The organism is Dyadobacter bucti, from assembly GCF_005869225.1.
GTDB lineage: Bacteria > Bacteroidota > Bacteroidia > Cytophagales > Spirosomataceae > Dyadobacter > Dyadobacter bucti.
This window is the reverse complement of sequence record NZ_SWFP01000002.1, coordinates 848893-868199: the sequence shown is the minus strand read 5'-3', so window position 1 is coordinate 868199 and position 19307 is coordinate 848893. Positions and strand designations below refer to the sequence as shown.

Genomic DNA, 19307 nt, shown 5'->3' with positions numbered 1-19307 from the left:
GGAGGAAGGGGAGGGGTTATTGATTGCCTGTCTGGCGTTTGCGGAAATGGTAAATGAGAAATACGGCCAGTACAATGGATGCGATGAGCAATACAAATCCTTCTGACCGCGATATGCCTGGACTGACGTATTCAGTACTTCCCACCAGAACCATCCCGGCCCATGCATAAGGCAGCCGGTCTGCGGAGGTGGCTTTGTTTAACCACTGGTTTTGTGTGCGCTGCAGGGCAATATCAAGCGGCAACTCGTTGGCAAGTTCCTGGTAGAAGAAAGATGTAAGACCGTAGATTGCTTCATTTTCAACGTCCCAAAGCGTAGTGACAGTCGATGGTATCCCCAAACCGGCAAACCCGCGTGCCAGGCTAAACACACCTTCGCCCCGTTGGTTCTTGCCAGTTCCCGTGCGACAGGCCGACAGTACCAACAGCGCTGTGGACGATGTACGATCAGTCAATAGCTCGTTAACTTTTAGGGTCGAATCGGCAAAGTACAGGGTAGGGGTGCGCCCGGAACTGTCTGCGGTAGCGTGTGTAAACAGCTGGACGATCCGGTAATCGGGGGCATTCTTTGCAAATGCATTCCGGGAAGCTTCCGCGCCGATCAGGGTTTCAGATAGAAAGAAATGCCGGTTGATTGTTTTCAGTGCCTGATCTGAACCAGCGAGATCTGCCTGGGCAAGGCTGGGTGCAAACTGTACCGGGGCAATACCCAGGAACGACTTGCTGAGGATTCCCGATTTTCTGTTTTTACGGCTTTTGGCAAGAAAACCTGCCGAGTAGGTGTAGCTGAACGCATACCGCGAAACCAGGTAGTCGGCCCGGTCGCGGGAAGCGCTGAATGCTCCGAAAGGGAGAAAGTCGCCATCCGGTGAAACTACGATGCGTGTGCCGGGTGGAATGGCAAAGGGTTTTAGCAAAAGATCATATAACTGAAAAGACAAAGTCAGATAATCCTTGAATCGCCTGTTTTGCGCTTCACGGTCGCCAATGATCTTTTGGAATTCAGGGATCAGTTGGGCGTATTTTTTAAGATCGATTTTTTGGAAATCGGTTTTTTCAGCGCCTGTCGACAGACCATATACGGCACTGTCGCCAACGAAATAGGAAACCAGCGTTTGTTTATCCTTTAATATTTCATTTTTCAATTCTGCGAGTGTCCGAACTGCATTGTCATACTTGTAAGCGTAGTATTGCGCATTGCTGGTTTCGAGTTTTTTGATAAAATTTTCCTGTTCCTGCTGCGCAAGGAAAAGTCGGGAACGGATATCCGCAACTGCTTTTTCATCTGCTCCGGTTTCCGCCAGTTCGTTCTGCATATCGGACACTTTCCTGCTCAGCACAGATTCTTTTTTCTGATCCTCCTCAGACAATAACTGTTTCGCACCGAGTTCATTAAGCTGGTCATTCAGCATTACTGCGCGGCTTTTTTCAAAGAAATGAAATGCTTTTGTGTGATCATTGAGCAGGTAACAGGTTTCAATCGCATGTTCGTACATACTTTTCGTTTGCTCGCGCCAGAAAAGTTTGGTGACATTCCCGCTATGCTCCCATCGCATGTAGTCGATCATCGTATCGGCCAGCATGTAAGTCCGGAGTGCATTTCTGAGCTTGTTTTTGTCGTTGCCTGTATGTTTGGCGTAGGCGAGCCAGGTGTCGGCTTTGTGGCGAATGAGTATCAGTAAGTCCGGCTTATTGACGACAAGTCGCATAAGCCCGGGAAAAGTTGCGTCGTTTTTTTCCATTTTCGGAAATTGTGAAACGGCCATTGCAAGCGCCTTTTCATTGAAATCGATTGCTTTTAAATAGTCCTTTTCACTTGCATAAACCTTGCTAATGTTGTTTAAAATTAACGACTTACCTGAAACGATGCCAATAAATTCCAGGGCACGATGGTAATTTTCCAACGCCTTTTTAGGATTAAAAAAATGGTATTGGTAATAATCAGCAAGATTATTGGCAACCTGGGCGATGCCATAATTAAAGCTGTCTTTACGAAATGCCTGAGAAGATTTGTTGTAGTATGCGATGACGGCCGCTGGTTGATTTTGTTTCTTCTTTAAATCCGCAAGCATCGAGAATATGGCCCCTTTCAGAGCCTCATCCTCATAGTTTGAAGCGTATTTCAGCGACAGGTTAAGGATCTTTTCAGTTTCGGAAAGTCTGTTCAGCGCGATTAATCCCTGGGATTTTTCCATCAGACTCCTGGCTTTTAAATCATCCCTATTGATTTTCTCTCCATAATTGAACGCCAGATCAGCATAGATGATGGTTTTGTCATAATCGCCGATAGACGTGTAAATACTCGCCATTGTACTGTAAGAGTCTGCCAGGGAGGCCATTTTAGAAGGAAACTGGCGGCCGATGCGAATCGCATTATTCAATTGCTGGAGTGACTTCTTAATATCTCCCAAATCATTGTAAATGCAGCCAAGATTAAAATAGCTGTGACACAAATTGGCTTTGTTAGCAAACTTGTTGGCAGCAGAATTGATTTCAATGGCCTTTTTTGTAAAAATGATCGCGGAATCCAGTTTGCCGTCATACCAAAAAGTACGTCCCAAAATATGATTTGCCAGGGCATAAACGGAATCTTTATCCATTGCGCATTCGTCGCTTGCATGGATAATCTTTTTCAGCTCAATAATTAAATCCTTGTCATTTAGCGTCTGGGCTGCCAGATTTATCTGCTGATAAAAAATTTCTGCTCCCGGACACCGAGCGTGAGCGGAAGCAGAAATTAATAGCAATAGTAGAAGGCCTAAGTTTCTTTTTATCATTTAGCGCCTTGGACGAAATAGGGCTCTGCTTTAAGGATTAATAAATTTACCTAAAAGGATATATCTTTCCAATGGTTTTGATATGGAGGCACCTTCAAGTATTTGATCTTTCCCAACAAATAACTTGGACTTGGTTCCGATCCATCCAGCAACAACCGGGGCAGCAAAAGATGTTCCGCTCCGCGGTTCCCAAATGCCATTAATTTCCAAAAAAGTGCCAACTGCAAAAAGACAATTTGTTGCCTTTACCCCTATATTCAGGCTTTTACGATCGTAGTTTTGTCCGTCACAAACACTGAGAAGATCATCCTTGACTGTCGTTACGGATATTACATTTTTGATGTCCTTGCTAAAATAAGCGGGATAGAATTTCGAGTTTCGAAGGTCAAGATCCCTGCTAATATCAGCGGTTATATTTGCGCGTTCATCGTTGGAATCAACATGCTGCTCAAATTGTTCCATAGCGTTTCCCGCCGCGCTCACAATCCAAATAGGTCTTTCATACTTACTTTGATATCCACGCGGGAGTTTCATATCGTTGATATACTTTCTGAAAATAAGATCTTCCGGGCCATAGTATCCGAGGCTGAAATTCATGATCTCGGCTCCAAGCAATTTAGCATGATACATGGCACACATAATTCCGTAACCATCCCCTTTGTTGTATTTGTTAAGAACTTTCATGATCAGAAGCTGTACTCCTTTTGTCTGACTTTTTTTGAATTGCTCAGCTATTAAAAAAGCAACCCGCGTACCATGCTTTGTGCTTCCGTGATCGGTAATATTAAAAACATTGTATTTATCACCAGTCTCATCCTTTGGCGCAAAATTCAAACCAATGATTCGTCTCGAATCCGCTGGTTTTTGCTGACCGAAAGGGTCACGACCTTTATCAAATGTATCTAGCTGTGGCAAACAACTTGCAACGACTGATGTTACCCCTATGTAGTCCAGTTTGGTCAATTCTTTATCTATTCCGCTGTCAAAAATTGCAAGTTTGACCTTCTTTGTCTTTTTGAAGTTAGGATTGAATGACGCCTTCAGCATGGAGTCAACCACTGTTTCATTTTTCATTGAGATAGGATTCACGCCGGCATCCGTAGAGAACTCGGAGTTCTTTTCGGCCATTAATCCTTTTACATTCAGATCTATTTCTATATCATCTCCTTGTCCATTCCTTGTTTTTACCTGAACCCGGTCATGCCCGTTGAATTCTAAACCAGGATAGTCTATATTAATCAAAGCAGTGTCGCAGGGACATTGGCGAACGTGCTTTGAGATATCTATAAATAGTTTTGTTCTGATTAGATCAATTAACTGTTTTGAACCGAACCCTTTCGGAAGCAATAAATTGTATCCATGATAGATATAGGGCTCTTTTTCACTTGGCTGTGCATTTGCATCGCTTTGGGATAGGAAGAAAATTAGCGTGAAAGTTAAGCCCGATTTTAAAATAAGGGGAAAGGTTTTCATAGTGTTTGAAGTTTGTTTTATGCCTGAATATGTAAATGCAATGATACAAGCCTGGCCTTCCTTTCACTCCATCCACTTCTCCGCCTCTTTCTTTCCTTCCAGGTTTTTTTCAATTACTTCCTCCAATAAACGTTCCGCTCTTTCCTTATCCCCGGCCGCTCCCCGTTTCAGCAATGCAATGGACTCGTAAAATTTGCCGGGATTGGCATACAGCTCTTTTTGCTCTCCGAGCCTGTGGAAGTAATCAATTGCTTTGTCGTATTCCAGTCGCCGAAGGGAAACAATACCAGCGATTTTTTTTGCTTCTGCATTTCCTGGGTCGCGTTTCAGTACTTCCACACATATCTTTTCGGCAGTTGCGTATTGTCCGCGATTATAATTGTTGGCCGCTGCCTGTACACTATCGCCGCTGCTGCCCATTTGCACCGGCAGGGTGGTAAAGTGCTCCATGGCATATCCGTTTGCCAGCTGCTGCAGATCTTTCTGGCTTTTCCCGAGCCAAAGCCAGGATAATCCGAACGCTACGATCGCAACCGCTGCCGCGATTGCGTACCAGGTGCGTAATTCGACAAAACGGGCATTGTTTTTCGCCAGTGACTGCCATTCCGCATGTCGCTTGGCGAGGTTTTCATTGGCTGATACGGAGTAGGCTGCTTTTTTTGACGCAAGATAGAATGCTACATCCTCAGCAAGTTGGTGATCCGATTTCAGGTCGGCCTCAAACTGTGCTTTTTCCGCAGCCGAAAGCTTCTTTTCGAAATAATCTGCTATTCGTTCAGTCATTTTTATTTCCCTTTTCCGTATAACTCACGCAACTTTTCAAGACATCTCAGACGGGTTGTTTTGACCACGGCTGCTGAAAGGTAATCCATATCGGAGGCAATTTCATGGTCCATATATCCCTCGCTCCATGCTTCAATGATCCGGCGGCACTTGTCTCCCAGATCAAAAAGCCGCTTTCTTAACAGGTCCATGTCGTACCGGGCTATCAGCATTTCGATGACACCCCTTGAATCGTCGGGTAAAATATTGAGATAATCGTCCAGCGTGTCACCTTGCAGCACCTGTTGTTTATTAGTCGAATTCTTTCGCAACAGGTCAACACATTTGTTGCTGAATATCTGATAAAGATAGGTTTTGATAGATGATCCGCCTTTGAAACGTTCGTTTTGAATGTGATCTATAACCGTCAGGACAGAGTCGGAATAGACCATTGAACATTCATCCCTGGAAAGTTTATGCTTCCACGTTCCTTCCTGGATCAGGTAAGAATATTTTTCATATAAGGTATTCTCAAAAAATCTTTTTTCCGCAGGCGCGCCCCGGATGCCCTCGACGACTTCTGTATCCGAATGCGTTTTTCTGAAAAAGGCCATTTCAAATCGTTGTGATGCAGAAATATACAAAAACCGCATGATTTTCAGCAAATCATGCGGGCATTTTCCGATTGGATACAACTCCATCGGCTGAAAGCCACCGTAAAAAATCTGGCAACGAAATGTGTTTCACAACGCGCGCGAGAAGTTACCCGGGCCGGGGAGTAGTTCATTCAGAAGAGATCAGATTTTATTTGACGATACGGATCAGGATTTAAGTCATTGAACTGAAAATACAGCTTCCGTAACTGCGATTAATCCTATCTGTAAAACTTATAATTAAATCTATAAAAAATTGTAAAATGATCAGTAGCATTTGCCGTATATGGCTTTTTTATCATTGCTGGTTACAGCTCTACTCATCTCAACAACTATTTATTTTTCAACGACTTATGAAGACAATTTTCTCGCAAAACAGCCATTTTCTGAAAAGGCGCACGGCATTCCGATTGTCGCCCGAAAACGTGCCTGCAGATCATCACGATCGTACAGGCTTTAACGCCCTTTTTTTGACAATTTTAGTAATTTTCATTTGCTGGATATTGCCATCGGTGGACCTCTCGGCGATGCAGTCAACCTCCAAGGTGCTATCGATCTCACCGGGCTCGCTGACGTTTACGCATATCGTCGGAGAGCGCCCGCCCAGGCAGACTGCTACTTTGACGGCCAGTACGGGAAATCCGGCAGTGTCGCTGAGCCAATCGGCAGGAAGCGAGTGGCTGGTGATACCTTCTCCGGCGCTTGGGGTGCTGGGTTTCGGGGTAAGTGCCGATGGTATGGCCGTGGGGACTTATCAGGCAACGGTCACAGCCAGGGCGTCGGGTTACACAAGTGCAACGCTTAAGGTAACGCTCGTTGTAAAGGAGCCCGATCCAACACTGGTGTTGGCTGATATTGGCAACAGGATCACCATTGTTGGTCAGGAAGTAGCTTTTACGGCGACAGCTCAGGCGAACAGAAACCAGGTCAAGACTTTTTCGCTGGTCAATGCGCCTGCGGGTGCGACCATCGGCGGATCCAGTGGGGCATTTAAATGGATACCCGGAAAAACGGGAAGTTTTACTTTTACGGTCAAGGTCAGTACCCATCTGCTGACTGATCAGGAACAGATCACGATCAAGGTATTGCCGTTGAATGCCAATGATAAATTGCGGATCAACGCCGGGGGGCCGGCTTACCTGGCTTCGGGCAATAAACAGTTTACCGCCGATCAGTATTTTAGCGGCATTGACCGTACCAGCGGCATTGCCAGCGGAAATATCCTTAATACGACAGATGATGTGTTGTACCGGACGGGCCGCTGCTCCGAACGTTTTGATTACAACATACCGGTTAGAAACGGTAAACATCACGTGGTGCTGCACTTTGCGGAAACCTGGTTTGGTGTGCCGGGCAGAGGACCAGGCGGGGCAGGCAGCAGGAAGTTCGGGGTAGCGATCGAAGATGAGCTAAAACTGAGCGAATATGATATTTATGCCAAAGCGGGCGGTGCGTTGAGAGCGGTTAAGGAAACGATACAGGTAACGGTGACGGACGGGATTTTAAGTATTGAGTTTATGAGCGGGTCCAAGGATATCCCCAGGGTTTCGGCCATTGAAGTGCTGTTTGCTGGTCCTGCGGATGGCAGCCGGATGAGCGGGGAGATTTTAGCGGAGGATTTTGGCCAGCAGGAGGCACAGTCAATTGTTTACCCTAATCCGGTGCGGGACAGGTTTACACTGGAAATTGGCGGGCAGCATGACCGGAATATTTCGCTGGACCTGGTTCATCAGAATGGCAGAAGTTACAAAGTGGGCGTAGCAGGTCAATGCAAACCCGGATTGAAGGCCGAAATTGATATCTCTGATCTTTCGTTAAGTACGGGGATTTATTTGCTTAAAATACGATCAACTTCTGAAACAGAGCGGATTAAAATACTGGTGACAGACTGATTTTCTCTTGCAAATCCAATCATATCTGCTAGTTTAGAGAACTTCTTTTCACTGTTTATGAAAGCCATCGCCAGTACATTCATGCTTGCGCTTTTGCTCTACCACATGCTCGGGCTGTCGGTGGCTTTGCTGGATTTTGAGAAAGCTGAAAAAGTGCTTGCCGGGAAACAGGTTGGTGCTATTGAAGTGTGGAATACGGCTGGGTCAGCGGGATCGGCATCCTGGCAGCAGTTTTCAGAATTATCGGAAATGATACAGGAGATCAATGCCAGCCAGCAGGCCCCGCATCCTGCAAGCCAGTGGATTAAATTGCTGAATGACCTGATCAAAATGTATCTGCCCGTTAATTCGGTGATTTGGAATTACGCAAATGAAACCGGGGGTTTTTCTGTCCGAAGATCTTTCGCAGATCGGAAGTATTTGCTGATTTCGCAGATTTCAGAATTGCATTCCCCTCCTCCCGAGGCTGTTTAAGCTTATATGTAAAACTTTCCGGTAGCCAGATCTGTTCCGGGCTGCCTTCCTGTTGATCATGATTTTCATTTTCAGCTGGAATAATTTCTATATATATCTTAACCACAGCAACATGACTTTTATAGCTACCGAACCCATAGGAAGCATTCCCCGTCCCGCTTATCTGCAGGAAGCCATGCAGGCTTTTCAGAAAAATGAAATCTCCGCCACCGCTTTGTCCGAGCTTTTTGGGCAGGCAACCAGGGAAACGATTGTTCAGCTCGAAGCAACCGGCTCTCCGGTCATTTCAGACGGTGAGCAATCCAAACCCAGTTTTGCTACTTACGCGGTGCAAGGCTCGCCTAATCTGGCCGCCGGAGGGGTGGTAATTCCTTTTGCCGACGGACATACGCGCCAACTTCCGAAGCTGACGGCGGGTCCTTTCCGTTATCAGCATTTTGCAGCCGATTATCTCAAATCGGCCCGGAAACTGACAAGCCTGCCAGTCAAACAAGCTGTCATTGCTGCCTCCGCGATGAGCCTTTTGTATCCAGCCGAAGGTATCGAAGGATATTCGCAGCAGCAGTTTATTGCCGATTTGCTTGACCAGGCCGAGTCTGACATCCGTCAATGCCTCACTGCGGGCGCCTACAATGTGCAGATCGATTTTACAGAGGCGCGCCTTGCCTTGAAACTGGATCCAAGCAAAGGATTGCTGAGCCAGTTTATAGATCTGAACAATCAAGTGCTCGACCGTTTCACCGACTCCGAGCGGAGCAGGATCGGGGTGCATACTTGTCCCGGTGGTGACCACGATTCGACCCATAGCGCTGATGTCCCGTATCCAGAGCTGCTACCCTTGTTTTTTAAACTGCATGCAGGTAATTTTTATCTTGAATATGCGGGCGAAAAAGATAAAAAGACAGTTCTTGAATCCATCAGGGAAAATCTCGGGACCAATCAGAAAGTATTCCTCGGGGTGACGGATGTGCTGAATCCCAGAGTGGAAACTCCGGAAGAAGTGTGCGACTTGCTGGTGCAGGCAGCTGAATACATTCCGGTAACGCAGCTGGGCTCCACCGACGATTGTGGATTCTCGCCGTTTGCAGACGATGTTTCCACAGCCCGGGAAGTTGCATTTGCCAAAATAAAAGCAAGGGTACAGGGTACTAAACTGGCCGAAGCGAAAATCAAATAATCTAATTTTAAAAACCTGAACAACCATGCCGCATATTAAACTGGAAGAAGGAGTGCCCGGCATCCTGGGCCCCATGCTGTTCAGCCCACATACGGCCGGGCCGATGAACCTGCTCGCAAACGCGCTGATGCAGTCGGACGAAGGCCTGAGCCGGGGAGAGCGCGAACTCATAGGTACATACGTCTCGTCACTGAATGATTGTTATTTCTGCCAGACGATCCATGGCGCGATTGCGAGCGCTTATCTGGAAGACGATGACTGGTCGTTTGTCAAAAATGTAAAAAGCAACTATGCTGAAACGACGCTTTCCGAAAAAATGAAATCCCTGCTCTCCATTGCCGGCAGCGTGCAGAGGGGCGGGAAAAATGTAACTACCGAACAAATCGAAACTGCCAGAAAAAACGGTGCCGACGATCGGGATATTCATGATACGGTACTGATCGCTGCCGCGTTTTGTATGTTCAACCGGTATGTGGACGGGCTCGCCACGACAGCGCCGACGGATCCGGACATTTACAGAAACCGGGCGAAGAAAGTGATAGCAAACGGCTATTCCGCGACGATTTCGAACGGTACCTATTAAGTGCCGCTGCCTTGCTAAAAAGCCTTATAAAGTGTTGTCGGCAGGCAATATGATTGTAGGGCTCTTTAGTTTTTTGGCATTCCTGCTGAAAGAAATAGTCTGTAATTAAGCAGACCACTCTGAATTATTGACGGCGCCTGCGATTGTTCTGGCTCGAAATATGATAACTTTGATATTTTAAAGTAGCATGCAGGGGTAGGAATATGGTGATAGACCGGCGTATGAAAAATGCATATTTCAGAGATTTCTTTTGGCTGGTTGTTTCCTGCCTCTTTTCATTTCCATCAGTTGCCGCGGAGCAAGGAAGAGTGCTCCGGTATGCGTTAAAGGAAGGACTTTCATTTGGGATTGTCAACAGCATTGTCCAGGATAAGGACGGACTGGTATGGTTTGCTACCGGCGATGGCCTCAACCGATTCAACGGAACCACTTTTAAAGTTTTCAAGAACAATCCGGACGATCCGCACAGTATTTCAGGCAACTATGTCAAAACAGTTTTCCGGGATAAAGAGGGCACGATATGGACCAGCTCCCGGAGCGGCCTGAACGAGTATATCGCGGAAAAAGATCATTTCAAAAGGCACACGCCGCTACCGGATAAAAATGGCTCAGGAAATGATGTAAGCGACATTTCTCAGGCCCGGGATGGTAATCTCTGGGTTTCGCTGAATGGTTCAGGGTTTGCTTCATTCTCCAAAAGGACAGGAAAGTTTACCTATTTCAACGAGGATAACTTACCCGGATTAGGTACTAATTCCATCCTGAATGAATTGGAGGATTCGCAGGGTATGCTTTGGTTGGGGACGCGGGAGTCGGGGATCGAGGTTTTTAAAATCGGCCGGAACAGAAAACCGGTCAAAGCAGATTTGAATCTTCGGGATATACCATTAACGCGTATCAATAGCATATTTGAGGATCATTTTCACAACATCTGGATCGCTTCCGCAAAAGGACTGATATTCTACAAAAGGGACGAATCGAAGTTTTATATCTTGCATCTGGCCGGAAATTACAAGAGCGATATTTACCTGTCCCTGCAGGAAAACCGTCGTGGCCAGTTGCTGATTGGGGTGCAGGACGGCGGGGTCGTCAGCCTGGATCTGAGCCAGATCAAAAGCCGCAGCCCGGAAGCATTTTCGTTTGAAAAGGTGAACGATTCTCAAAACGAAGGTATTACCCGGCGGTCCGTACAATCGATCTATATGGACCGTGACGATAATATCTGGCTGGGTACTTACGGCGAAGGGGTTTATCTGATCAGCAGCATTCCCGAAAAATTCAGAAATTTTGAAAAGAAGATACAGGATTCCCGGGCGGAAAGTTACCTGCGCTACTACGGAATGTGTATCGACAAGGACGGTTATCTGTGGCTTGGTACGGACGGGGACGGGATTTATAAGACCAAAAGCTCAGGTGAAATTGTAAGACATTATGCCGCGGGCAGTCGCACAGCTTCGGGCAGTTTGACGGATGGAGCGATCATCGCCGCGCATCGCGGGCGGGACGATCAGCTCTGGTTCGGCACATATTCCAAAGGACTTTTTCTGTACAATCCTGCGAAGGATTCTTTTAAACAATATGCAAATATTCCGGGTGACCCGACAAGCCTGGCCAAGAATGACGTCCGCGTTATTTTCGAAGACCGTAAAGGGAATATATGGGTCGGGACCAACGGAGGGGGGCTGGCACGGCTGGACAAAAAAACAGGGAAGTTCGCGAATTTTGTAACCACCAACAGCAGCATTAATTCCAATGATGTTCGGGCTATTGCGGAAGATCAGACAGGAAATTTGTGGATCGGGACTTATGGCGGCGGGCTCAATTATCTGGATGTTGATGCCATGCAGTTCAAGTCATTTTTCAATGATCCGAAAAAGGCTGTTTACCTTTCCAATAAGATTATTTTATCCCTGCATTTTGATGTCCTGCAAAGGCTATGGGTTGGCTCTGAGGGAAACGGACTTTTGATTTACGATACAAAAAACCAGACTACCCGGCACTTTACCGAAAAGAACGGGCTGGCCAATAATGTGATTTACGCCATTCAGCCTGAGAGCATTGATAAAATGTGGTTCAGTACCAACAAGGGACTCTCGCGGATGACGCTGTCTACCAGGAGTATCGATCATTACGATCAGAGCAATGGTCTCCAGAAAGGGCAGTTTAATCCCAATTCTGCATTGTACAATGCGCGTGAGCAATCGATGGTTTTCGGCGGCACGGAGGGTTGGAACTTGTTTTATCCCAAAGACATAGGCCCTTCGGGTTACAAACCCAAGGTCATGATCACAGGTCTGCAGCTTTTCGGACAGAATGTGGAGGTAGGGGCGAAGAAGGACGGAAGGATTATTCTCAGCCGGCAGATAGGCGACCAGCACGACATTGTCCTGCAACCCAATCAATCGGTATTTTCGATCCAGTACACTGCATTAAATTACGCTTACCCCGACCGGAACAGCTTTGCTTACAAGCTGGAAGGATTGGATAGAGACTGGAACTTTGTGCAGAACGAGCGCTCGGCAACTTACCGATACCTTCCCGCCGGAACCTATATTTTCAGGGTCAAAACGGCCAATCAGGATGGGGTGTGGTTTGAGGACTCGGCGGCTTTGCAGATACATGTGCTGCCGCCCTGGTATCAGACCTGGTGGGCTTATCTGCTGTATGTGGCGCTCATCGGAACGGTGATTTACTATTACCAGCAATACAAGATCAGGCAGGCAAAACTGAAATACGAAGTACGGCTGGCGCATTTTGAAACACAAAAAGAGAAGGAGCTGAACGAAAAGAAACTGGCCTTTTTTACCCATATCTCCCACGAGTTCAGGACCCCGCTGACATTGATCATTAATCCGGTCAAAGAGCTTTTGCTGAAAATGGATAACCGTGACCAGGAGCACAACAGCCTCAATATTGTGTACCGGAATGCCAAACGTTTGCTCAGTATGGTGGATCAGCTGCTGCTTTTCCGGAAAGCCGACCTGCAGGCTGACAAACTGAAACCGGCAGTCCAGAATATTACCAAGCTGGCACTGGAAGTATTTCAGTGTTTTACGCATCAGGCCGACCAAAAAAACATCAGTTATCAGTTCGTGGGTGCGGATGAAAATCTGGAAATCGTCGCGGACCGGGAAAAAATTGAGATTGCTCTGTTCAACCTGGTTTCCAATGCGCTCAAATACACACCCAGAAACGGGACGGTAGTACTGGATATTACAGAGCTGGAAGAGCAGGTGCTGATCACAGTCAGCGATTCGGGGCAGGGGATCCCGAAGGAAGCAGGGGATCAGATTTTTTCTGTTTTCCACCAGTTTCAGGATAGCCGGTTTCCTTCGAAGGGCGGTTTTGGCATCGGGCTGTACCTCACCAAAACTTTTGTGGAGAGCCATTTCGGAACCATATCTTACGAATCAAACGTCGGAAAAGGGACGGTTTTTAAAGTGTTGTTATGGAAAAACCATCCGGAACTGGTTCTGGAAAATGAAAGTCCGGAAATTGTTGATCGTAGCTCCGTTCTGCTGGGAGAGCTGTCGGAAGACGATATTCTGCTGGCTTCGTCCGCCATATCAAAACATCAGCTGGTGGTCGATGAGCTGAGTACGGATGTCAAATCGATGCTGATCGTGGAAGACGACGCAGACATCAGGCAGTATATTGGTCAGGCTTTTTCTGGAAAATTCAAGCTTTTACAGGCCGAAAACGGTGAAGACGGTTTAGCGCTTGTACGCAAAAATCTGCCTGATATTGTGATCAGCGATGTGATGATGGGTGGCATGAGCGGCATTGAAATGTGCTCGCAGATCAAGTCAGATATGGCTTTGAGCCACATTCCGGTGGTTTTGCTCACGGCCAGTACTTCCCAGGAAGTAAAGCTGAAAGGTATAGAGGGAGGCGCCGACGATTACATCGGCAAACCTTTCGATAAAGCTATGCTGGTGGCCCGCGTGGATGCGATCCTGAAAAGCCGTAATGATCTGCAAAGGTATTTTTACAATGAAATCACCTTGCAGGCCAATGATTTCAAGATATCATCCGAGTATAAGGAATTTTTGAAAGAATGTATCCGGGTGGTTGAAAACCATTTGACTGATCCGGAGTTCTCGATCAAAGTGCTGGCGGCTGAAATAGGAATGAGCCATTCCACATTATACAACAGGATCAAGTCGATTTCCGGGCAGTCGACCAATAGTTTTATCCGGTTTATCCGTCTGCGCCGCGCGGCACAGATCCTGATAACCACCGACATCACGATTTCCGAAGTGGCCTATCAGGTCGGTATCAACGATATCAAGTATTTCCGGGAGCAGTTCCACAAACTGTTCGGCATGAAACCTTCTGAGTACATCAAGAAATTCCGAAACCCGTTTCATGAAAACTTCCAGATCAATAAGGGGATTTTTCAGAATCGTCTGGACGGGTAATCTACTGTGTTCCGAAACGGAGCCGAAGGACGACAACCGCCTCATGAATTGAACAATTAATCGACTTTATTGAAAAATCCTGGCAAAAAAAGCCCGATTTCCTTTGAATCGGGCTTTTTTTATTGATATACCCCCTTTTTAATGTGAGAATGTCCCCCGTTGCTCAAATACAAATAATCATACTTTTGATTGGTCAAATGATATAAAAAATGACGGCCAATTATCTCAATTATTTAACCATTGATGTATGAAGAAATCTATTCCAAAAAACGAGGCTTGGCCCGGTGTGTTCAGAATGTGCTGCGGAGTGAGGAAGCTGATGGTGTTGGCGGGGCTTTTGCTGATGACCTCATTTTGTAGTTTTGCCCAAAATGCTTTTACTGTAAAAGGGGTTGTCACTTCCGAAGACGGTGAGGCGCTTCCCGGTGCCAGCGTGATTTTAAAGGGTACTTCTATCGGGACAACTACCGACGCGGATGGTAAATACACTATCAGTATCTCGGACGGAAACGGTACGCTGGTTTTTACCTATATCGGTTATATCAACCAGGAAATTGCGGTCACCAACCGCAGTCAGGTCGATGTAAAGCTGGCTACCAATGATAAGACGCTGGAAGAGATCGTAGTGGTAGGTTATGGTACGCAGAAAAAGGCGACGCTTACGGGGTCGGTCTCCGAAGTAAAGGGTTCCGATATTGTGAAAAGTCCGCAGCCTAACCTTTCAAATTCTCTTGCCGGCCGGTTTTCGGGGTTTGTGGCCAACAACCGTGGAGGCGAACCTGGCTATGACGGTTCCAGCTACACGATACGCGGATTTGCGTCTACCGGAAATAGTGACGTACTGATCGTCGTGGACGGTATTCCCGGTCAGGTGGGTGGTCTGGAGCGTCTGGACCCCAATGATATTGAGAGTATTTCTATCCTGAAAGACGCATCGGCGGCGGTTTATGGAAGCCGCGCTGCAAATGGCGTGATCCTGGTTACAACCAAGAAAGGCACAACCGGAAAGCCTGTTATCTCTTACAGTTTCAACCAGGGATTTTCTTCACCGACCCGGTTGCCGAACCTGGCCGATGCACCTACTTATGCAACGATTTTAAACGAAATAGACTATTACAACAACCCGGCAGGCGGCATGAACCAGTTTTATTCGGCAGAAGAGATCGAGAAGTTCAGAAATGGTTCTGATCCGCTCAACTACCCGAATACGAACTGGCAGAAAGAAACTTTGAAAAATTTTGCATTGCAGAATCAGCATAATCTGGGTATCAACGGAGGTACCGAAAATGTGAGATATTATGTTTCTCTCGGTACAATTTATCAGGATGGTTTGTATAAAAACGGTGCTACGAAATACAAACAATACAATTTCAGGTCGAATATCGATGCCAATATCACCAGGGATTTTACTGTAAGTCTTGGGCTATCAGGGCGCCAGGAAAACAGGGCATTCCCGGTATCTTCGGCAGGAAATACTTTCCGTTCAATTTACAGGGCATATCCTACGGTGATCGCTCGCTATCCCAACGGAAATTATTCTACAGGGGTGGAAAACAGCAATCCGGTAGTACTGGGAACGGATATGGGCGGTACCACCAGCAACCCGACATCGGTTTTCAACGGGATTTTGCGCGCGAGCTATCAGATGCCGTTCCTCGAAGGATTGTCAGTGGATGGTTTCTACTCGGCGGATAAATCTTTTAATTTCAGCAAGACTTTCAGTGTACCTTACACGCTTTACAGCTACGACAAGGCCACCAGCGCTTACAATCCGGTGGTGACCGGCGGCTCAGCAGGTGCTGCCTCCCTGACCCAGTCGCAGGTTAACATCACAAATATAACCCAGAACTTGCGTATAGCCTTTCAGCGTCAGCTGGGCGGGCACAATGTGAACGCATTCGTGGCATACGAGCAAAACAAGCGTAATGAAAATACTTTCGGCGCTTCGCGGATCAACTTCCCGACAGCGTCTACACCTGAGCTGTCTCAGGGCGGGGCGGCAGCCACCGACAAAAACAACTCGGGTAAAAGCTACAACTTCACCCGTAAAAGTGTGATCGGTCGTTTTGCCTATAATTTCAATGAAAAGTACCTGGCAGAAGTGCAGGCGAGGCTCGATGGCTCGTCGGTTTTTCCGAAAGGAAAGCAGTATGGGTTCTTTCCATCGATATCGGCGGGTTACCGGATTTCGGAAGAAGATTGGTTTAAAAATACCGTCGGTTTTATCAGTGACCTGAAACTGCGGGCTTCTTATGGTTCGCTTGGAAATGATAATGTCGGGCAGTTTCAATATTATAACAATTACTCGTTCAATAACCAGTATGTGCTGGGTTCCAATGTTATTACACCCGGAATTGACCTCACCAAACTGGCCAACCCGAACATTACCTGGGAGGTTGCCAAGAAAATGGATTTGGGTATCAACACAGTTTTCCTGAAAAATTTTAGTCTGGAATTTATCTATTTTCAGCAGAAAAGATCGGATATCCTTGCTGCACGCAACGCGTCCATCCCCAACACCTCCGGTATCGTGAATCCATATAAAACCAATGATAACACGCCATTGGTCCCTGACCAGAACATCGGAAAGGTAAACAGCAACGGGATAGAAGCTACCCTTGGTTACAATCACTCAGGTGCTTTCCGCTACTCGATTTCGGGAAATGTTACCTATGCGAAAAGCAAGATTGTATTCATCGACGAAGCTCCGGGCCTGCTCGACTACCAGCGCCAGACCGGCGGAGCTCTGTACCGCGACCTTTATTACCGTACGCTGGGTATTTTCCGCAGCCAGGCCGACCTTGATCAATATCCGAAATTACCGGGTACGCGTCTCGGCGACCTGATCCTCGAAGACTACAACCAAGACGGTGAAATCACAGCCGACGACCAGGTACGGTCGGATTATGGAAATGTGCCTTTGCTGACGTACGGACTTGTTTTCAATGGAGGTTACAAAGCATTTGATGCCTCTGTTGTATTTGCCGGGCAGGGCATGGTGAGTCAATATGTATTACCGGAATCAGGGCAGGTGGGTAACTTTTACAGCAGCTGGGCTGATAACCGGTGGAGTCCTTCCAATCCGGAGGGAACCTATCCGCGGGTTGACACGAGGGCGTCGTCATCGATCAATGGTGGTCTTTACAAAAATGATTTCTGGCTTAACAATGCGTCTTTTTTAAGGCTTAAAAATGTCGAGATCGGCTACACACTGCCAAAAGCAGCTTTGTCCAAAATCAAAATCTCGTCCCTCAGGATTTACGCAAGTGCCTTTAACCTGCTTACCATCACCGGTGTGAAGGATTTTGATCCCGAAGGTGACAACGCCAGCGGTCAGTTTTACCCGCAGCAGAGGATCATGAACCTGGGTTTAAATATTAAGTTTTAATTGAAATTGATATGATAAAGCAAATAAGAAATAGTTCAATAGCAACCGTTTTCGCCGCGATGGCGTTGATCGTGTCAGCCTGTCAGGAGAATTTCCTGGATGTGGTGCCAACAGACCGGGTTTCAGATGCGTCTATTTTATCCGATTCGGTACTTTTTGAAGCCTACGTGGTGAACAGGTACCTGGGTACCAGGCTGACGGATAAAGAAGCTGAGGGGACTTTGCCGGGATTTGGCCGTGGCTTCGAATATGCAATGTGGTCTTCGCTGACAGACGAATCGATCTATAACAATGATGATAACACCTGGCTGGTTCAGCGTGGGCAGATCGCACCGGAAAATACAGGTATTGCAGGCACTTTGTGGGGGAGAAGTTACAGGAGCATCCGCGAGATCAACTACGCATTGGCCAATATCGACCAGGTGCCGATGAGTGATGGCAAGAAAAACAGGCTGAAAGGTGAGCTGCGCTTTCTGCGTGCGTTTCGCTACCAGGACCTGATCCGCAACTACGGGAAGGTGGTTTTGCTGGGAGATAAAGTGTACGAACTGAGTGATGATCTATCCAGCCAGGATCTTTTCAATCGCTCGGACATCAAAGCCGGCATCGACTACACGGTTGCAGAGCTTGATGAAGCCGCGACGCTTTTGCCACTGGATAATGATAATAACTCATGGAAACTCGGCCGCGCAACAAAAGGTGCAGCCATGGCGCTGAAAGCCCGTTTGCTTTTGTATGGCGCTAGTCCGTTGTATAACTCGGCTACCTGGGCACAGGCCGCAGCCGCCGCCAAAGCAGTGATGGATTTGAATAAATACAGCTTATATACAGGTGGTTACGGAAAAATATTCACAACCAAGGATCATTCCGAGATCATATTGGGCAGGTTGTATGCCGTTGGGGCGCGTCACGTTTGTCTTGAGATTTCAAACGGGCCAAACAGCTATAACGCCTGGGGAGGGAATGTGCCGGTGCAAAATCTGGTCAACGACTATGAAATGATAGACGGTACCAAAATCACCGATGCAGGAACAAGCTACAATCCGCAGGATCCTTATAAGGGCCGTGATCCAAGATTTTATGAAACTATCCTGTACAATGGAGCGCCCTACCGGAACAGCACCGTGCAGACTTTCACCCCGGGAGGTAAGGACAGCAAGGATGGACCGTCCAACTGGAACACCTCCAAAACGGGCTATTATCTTAAAAAATTCATGGATGATGCACTGCCCATCGACAATCCATGGGACGTGGCGGGCACGCAAACCTGGATCTATTTCCGGTATGCCGAAATATTGCTCAATTATGCGGAAGCGCAAAACGAAGCTGTGGGGCCTGATGCTTCGGTATATGCAGCAATCAATGCGGTCAGGCAGCGGCCGGGTGTGATGATGCCGGTAATACCTGCCGGACTGACACAGGCACAGATGCGTGCCCGTATCCGGAACGAGCGCAGGATCGAACTTGCGTTTGAGGAGCACCGTTACTACGATGTACGTCGTTGGAAGATTGCCCCTGAAACAGAGAATGTTCCTGCGTATGGAATCGAGATCGGAAAGAATGGAAATGCCTTTACCTATACCCGCAAAGAGGCCCTGACCGGCAAAACATTTGCAGAAAAACAGTACTGGCTACCGATTCCACGTTCAGAAATCCAGGCATCCAACAACAAGCTGGAACAGAATCCGGGGTACTGATCCATAAACAT

The 19307-nt window shown here is 47.1% G+C and carries 11 protein-coding genes; 7 read left to right on the top strand and 4 right to left on the bottom strand.

Going from position 1 to position 19307, the window contains the following annotated elements; translation table 11 throughout:
• Positions 1-16 precede the first annotated feature (16 nt).
• The 4 genes from FBF61_RS08550 to FBF61_RS08535 form a co-directional block, all read right to left on the bottom strand.
• Positions 17-2599, bottom strand: a complete 2583-nt coding sequence (locus FBF61_RS08550) for a CHAT domain-containing protein (RefSeq protein ID WP_166444470.1) — start codon at positions 2597-2599, stop codon at positions 17-19.
• A gap of 207 nt (positions 2600-2806) precedes the next feature.
• Positions 2807-4249: a S8 family serine peptidase gene (locus tag FBF61_RS08545; protein WP_138476778.1), complete on the bottom strand. Its 1443-nt coding sequence runs from the start codon at positions 4247-4249 to the stop codon at positions 2807-2809.
• Between the two features lie 63 nt (positions 4250-4312).
• Complete coding sequence (locus FBF61_RS08540) at positions 4313-5032, bottom strand: tetratricopeptide repeat protein (RefSeq protein ID WP_138476777.1); 720 nt, start codon at positions 5030-5032, stop codon at positions 4313-4315.
• A gap of 2 nt (positions 5033-5034) precedes the next feature.
• Positions 5035-5625, bottom strand: coding sequence for an RNA polymerase sigma factor (locus FBF61_RS08535; RefSeq protein WP_138476776.1), 591 nt, complete (start codon positions 5623-5625; stop codon positions 5035-5037).
• A gap of 509 nt (positions 5626-6134) precedes the next feature.
• Between FBF61_RS08535 and FBF61_RS08530 the strand changes: the two genes are divergently transcribed.
• From FBF61_RS08530 to FBF61_RS08500, 7 genes are all read left to right on the top strand, one after another.
• Complete coding sequence (locus FBF61_RS08530) at positions 6135-7556, top strand: malectin domain-containing carbohydrate-binding protein (protein WP_166444469.1); 1422 nt, start codon at positions 6135-6137, stop codon at positions 7554-7556.
• Positions 7557-7613: 57 nt separating this feature from the next.
• Entirely contained in the window at positions 7614-8030 is a 417-nt protein-coding gene (locus FBF61_RS08525; protein WP_138476774.1) for a hypothetical protein, read from the top strand.
• A 112-nt stretch (positions 8031-8142) separates the two neighbouring features.
• Positions 8143-9207, top strand: coding sequence for a cobalamin-independent methionine synthase II family protein (locus FBF61_RS08520; RefSeq protein ID WP_138476773.1), 1065 nt, complete (start codon positions 8143-8145; stop codon positions 9205-9207).
• Between the two features lie 25 nt (positions 9208-9232).
• Positions 9233-9790 carry a carboxymuconolactone decarboxylase family protein gene (locus tag FBF61_RS08515; protein ID WP_138476772.1) on the top strand — a complete coding sequence of 186 codons (558 nt, stop codon included), beginning with the start codon at positions 9233-9235 and terminating at the stop codon, positions 9788-9790.
• 221 nt (positions 9791-10011) lie between these two features.
• The gene (locus FBF61_RS08510; RefSeq protein WP_138476771.1) at positions 10012-14211 is read left to right on the top strand and encodes a hybrid sensor histidine kinase/response regulator transcription factor; all 4200 of its coding nucleotides are present in this window, start codon (positions 10012-10014) and stop codon (positions 14209-14211) included.
• Positions 14212-14458: 247 nt separating this feature from the next.
• Complete coding sequence (locus FBF61_RS08505; RefSeq protein WP_229214964.1) at positions 14459-17599, top strand: SusC/RagA family TonB-linked outer membrane protein; 3141 nt, start codon at positions 14459-14461, stop codon at positions 17597-17599.
• Between the two features lie 11 nt (positions 17600-17610).
• Positions 17611-19296: a RagB/SusD family nutrient uptake outer membrane protein gene (locus tag FBF61_RS08500; protein ID WP_138476770.1), complete on the top strand. Its 1686-nt coding sequence runs from the start codon at positions 17611-17613 to the stop codon at positions 19294-19296.
• Positions 19297-19307 lie beyond the last annotated feature (11 nt).

Excerpts from the sequence above, each read along its gene's own strand:
- FBF61_RS08535 (WP_138476776.1), bottom strand. The coding sequence starts at position 5,625 with ATGGCCTTTTTCAGAAAAACGCATTCGGATACAGAAGTCGTCGAGGGC.
- FBF61_RS08550 (WP_166444470.1), bottom strand. The coding sequence starts at position 2,599 with ATGGATAAAGATTCCGTTTATGCCCTGGCAAATCATATTTTGGGACGT.
- FBF61_RS08505 (WP_229214964.1), top strand. The coding sequence starts at position 14,459 with ATGAAGAAATCTATTCCAAAAAACGAGGCTTGGCCCGGTGTGTTCAGA.
- FBF61_RS08545 (WP_138476778.1), bottom strand. The coding sequence starts at position 4,249 with ATGAAAACCTTTCCCCTTATTTTAAAATCGGGCTTAACTTTCACGCTA.
- FBF61_RS08520 (WP_138476773.1), top strand. The coding sequence starts at position 8,143 with ATGACTTTTATAGCTACCGAACCCATAGGAAGCATTCCCCGTCCCGCT.
- FBF61_RS08510 (WP_138476771.1), top strand. The coding sequence starts at position 10,012 with ATGAAAAATGCATATTTCAGAGATTTCTTTTGGCTGGTTGTTTCCTGC.
- FBF61_RS08515 (WP_138476772.1), top strand. The coding sequence starts at position 9,233 with ATGCCGCATATTAAACTGGAAGAAGGAGTGCCCGGCATCCTGGGCCCC.
- FBF61_RS08525 (WP_138476774.1), top strand. The coding sequence starts at position 7,614 with ATGAAAGCCATCGCCAGTACATTCATGCTTGCGCTTTTGCTCTACCAC.
- FBF61_RS08500 (WP_138476770.1), top strand. The coding sequence starts at position 17,611 with ATGATAAAGCAAATAAGAAATAGTTCAATAGCAACCGTTTTCGCCGCG.
- FBF61_RS08540 (WP_138476777.1), bottom strand. The coding sequence starts at position 5,032 with ATGACTGAACGAATAGCAGATTATTTCGAAAAGAAGCTTTCGGCTGCG.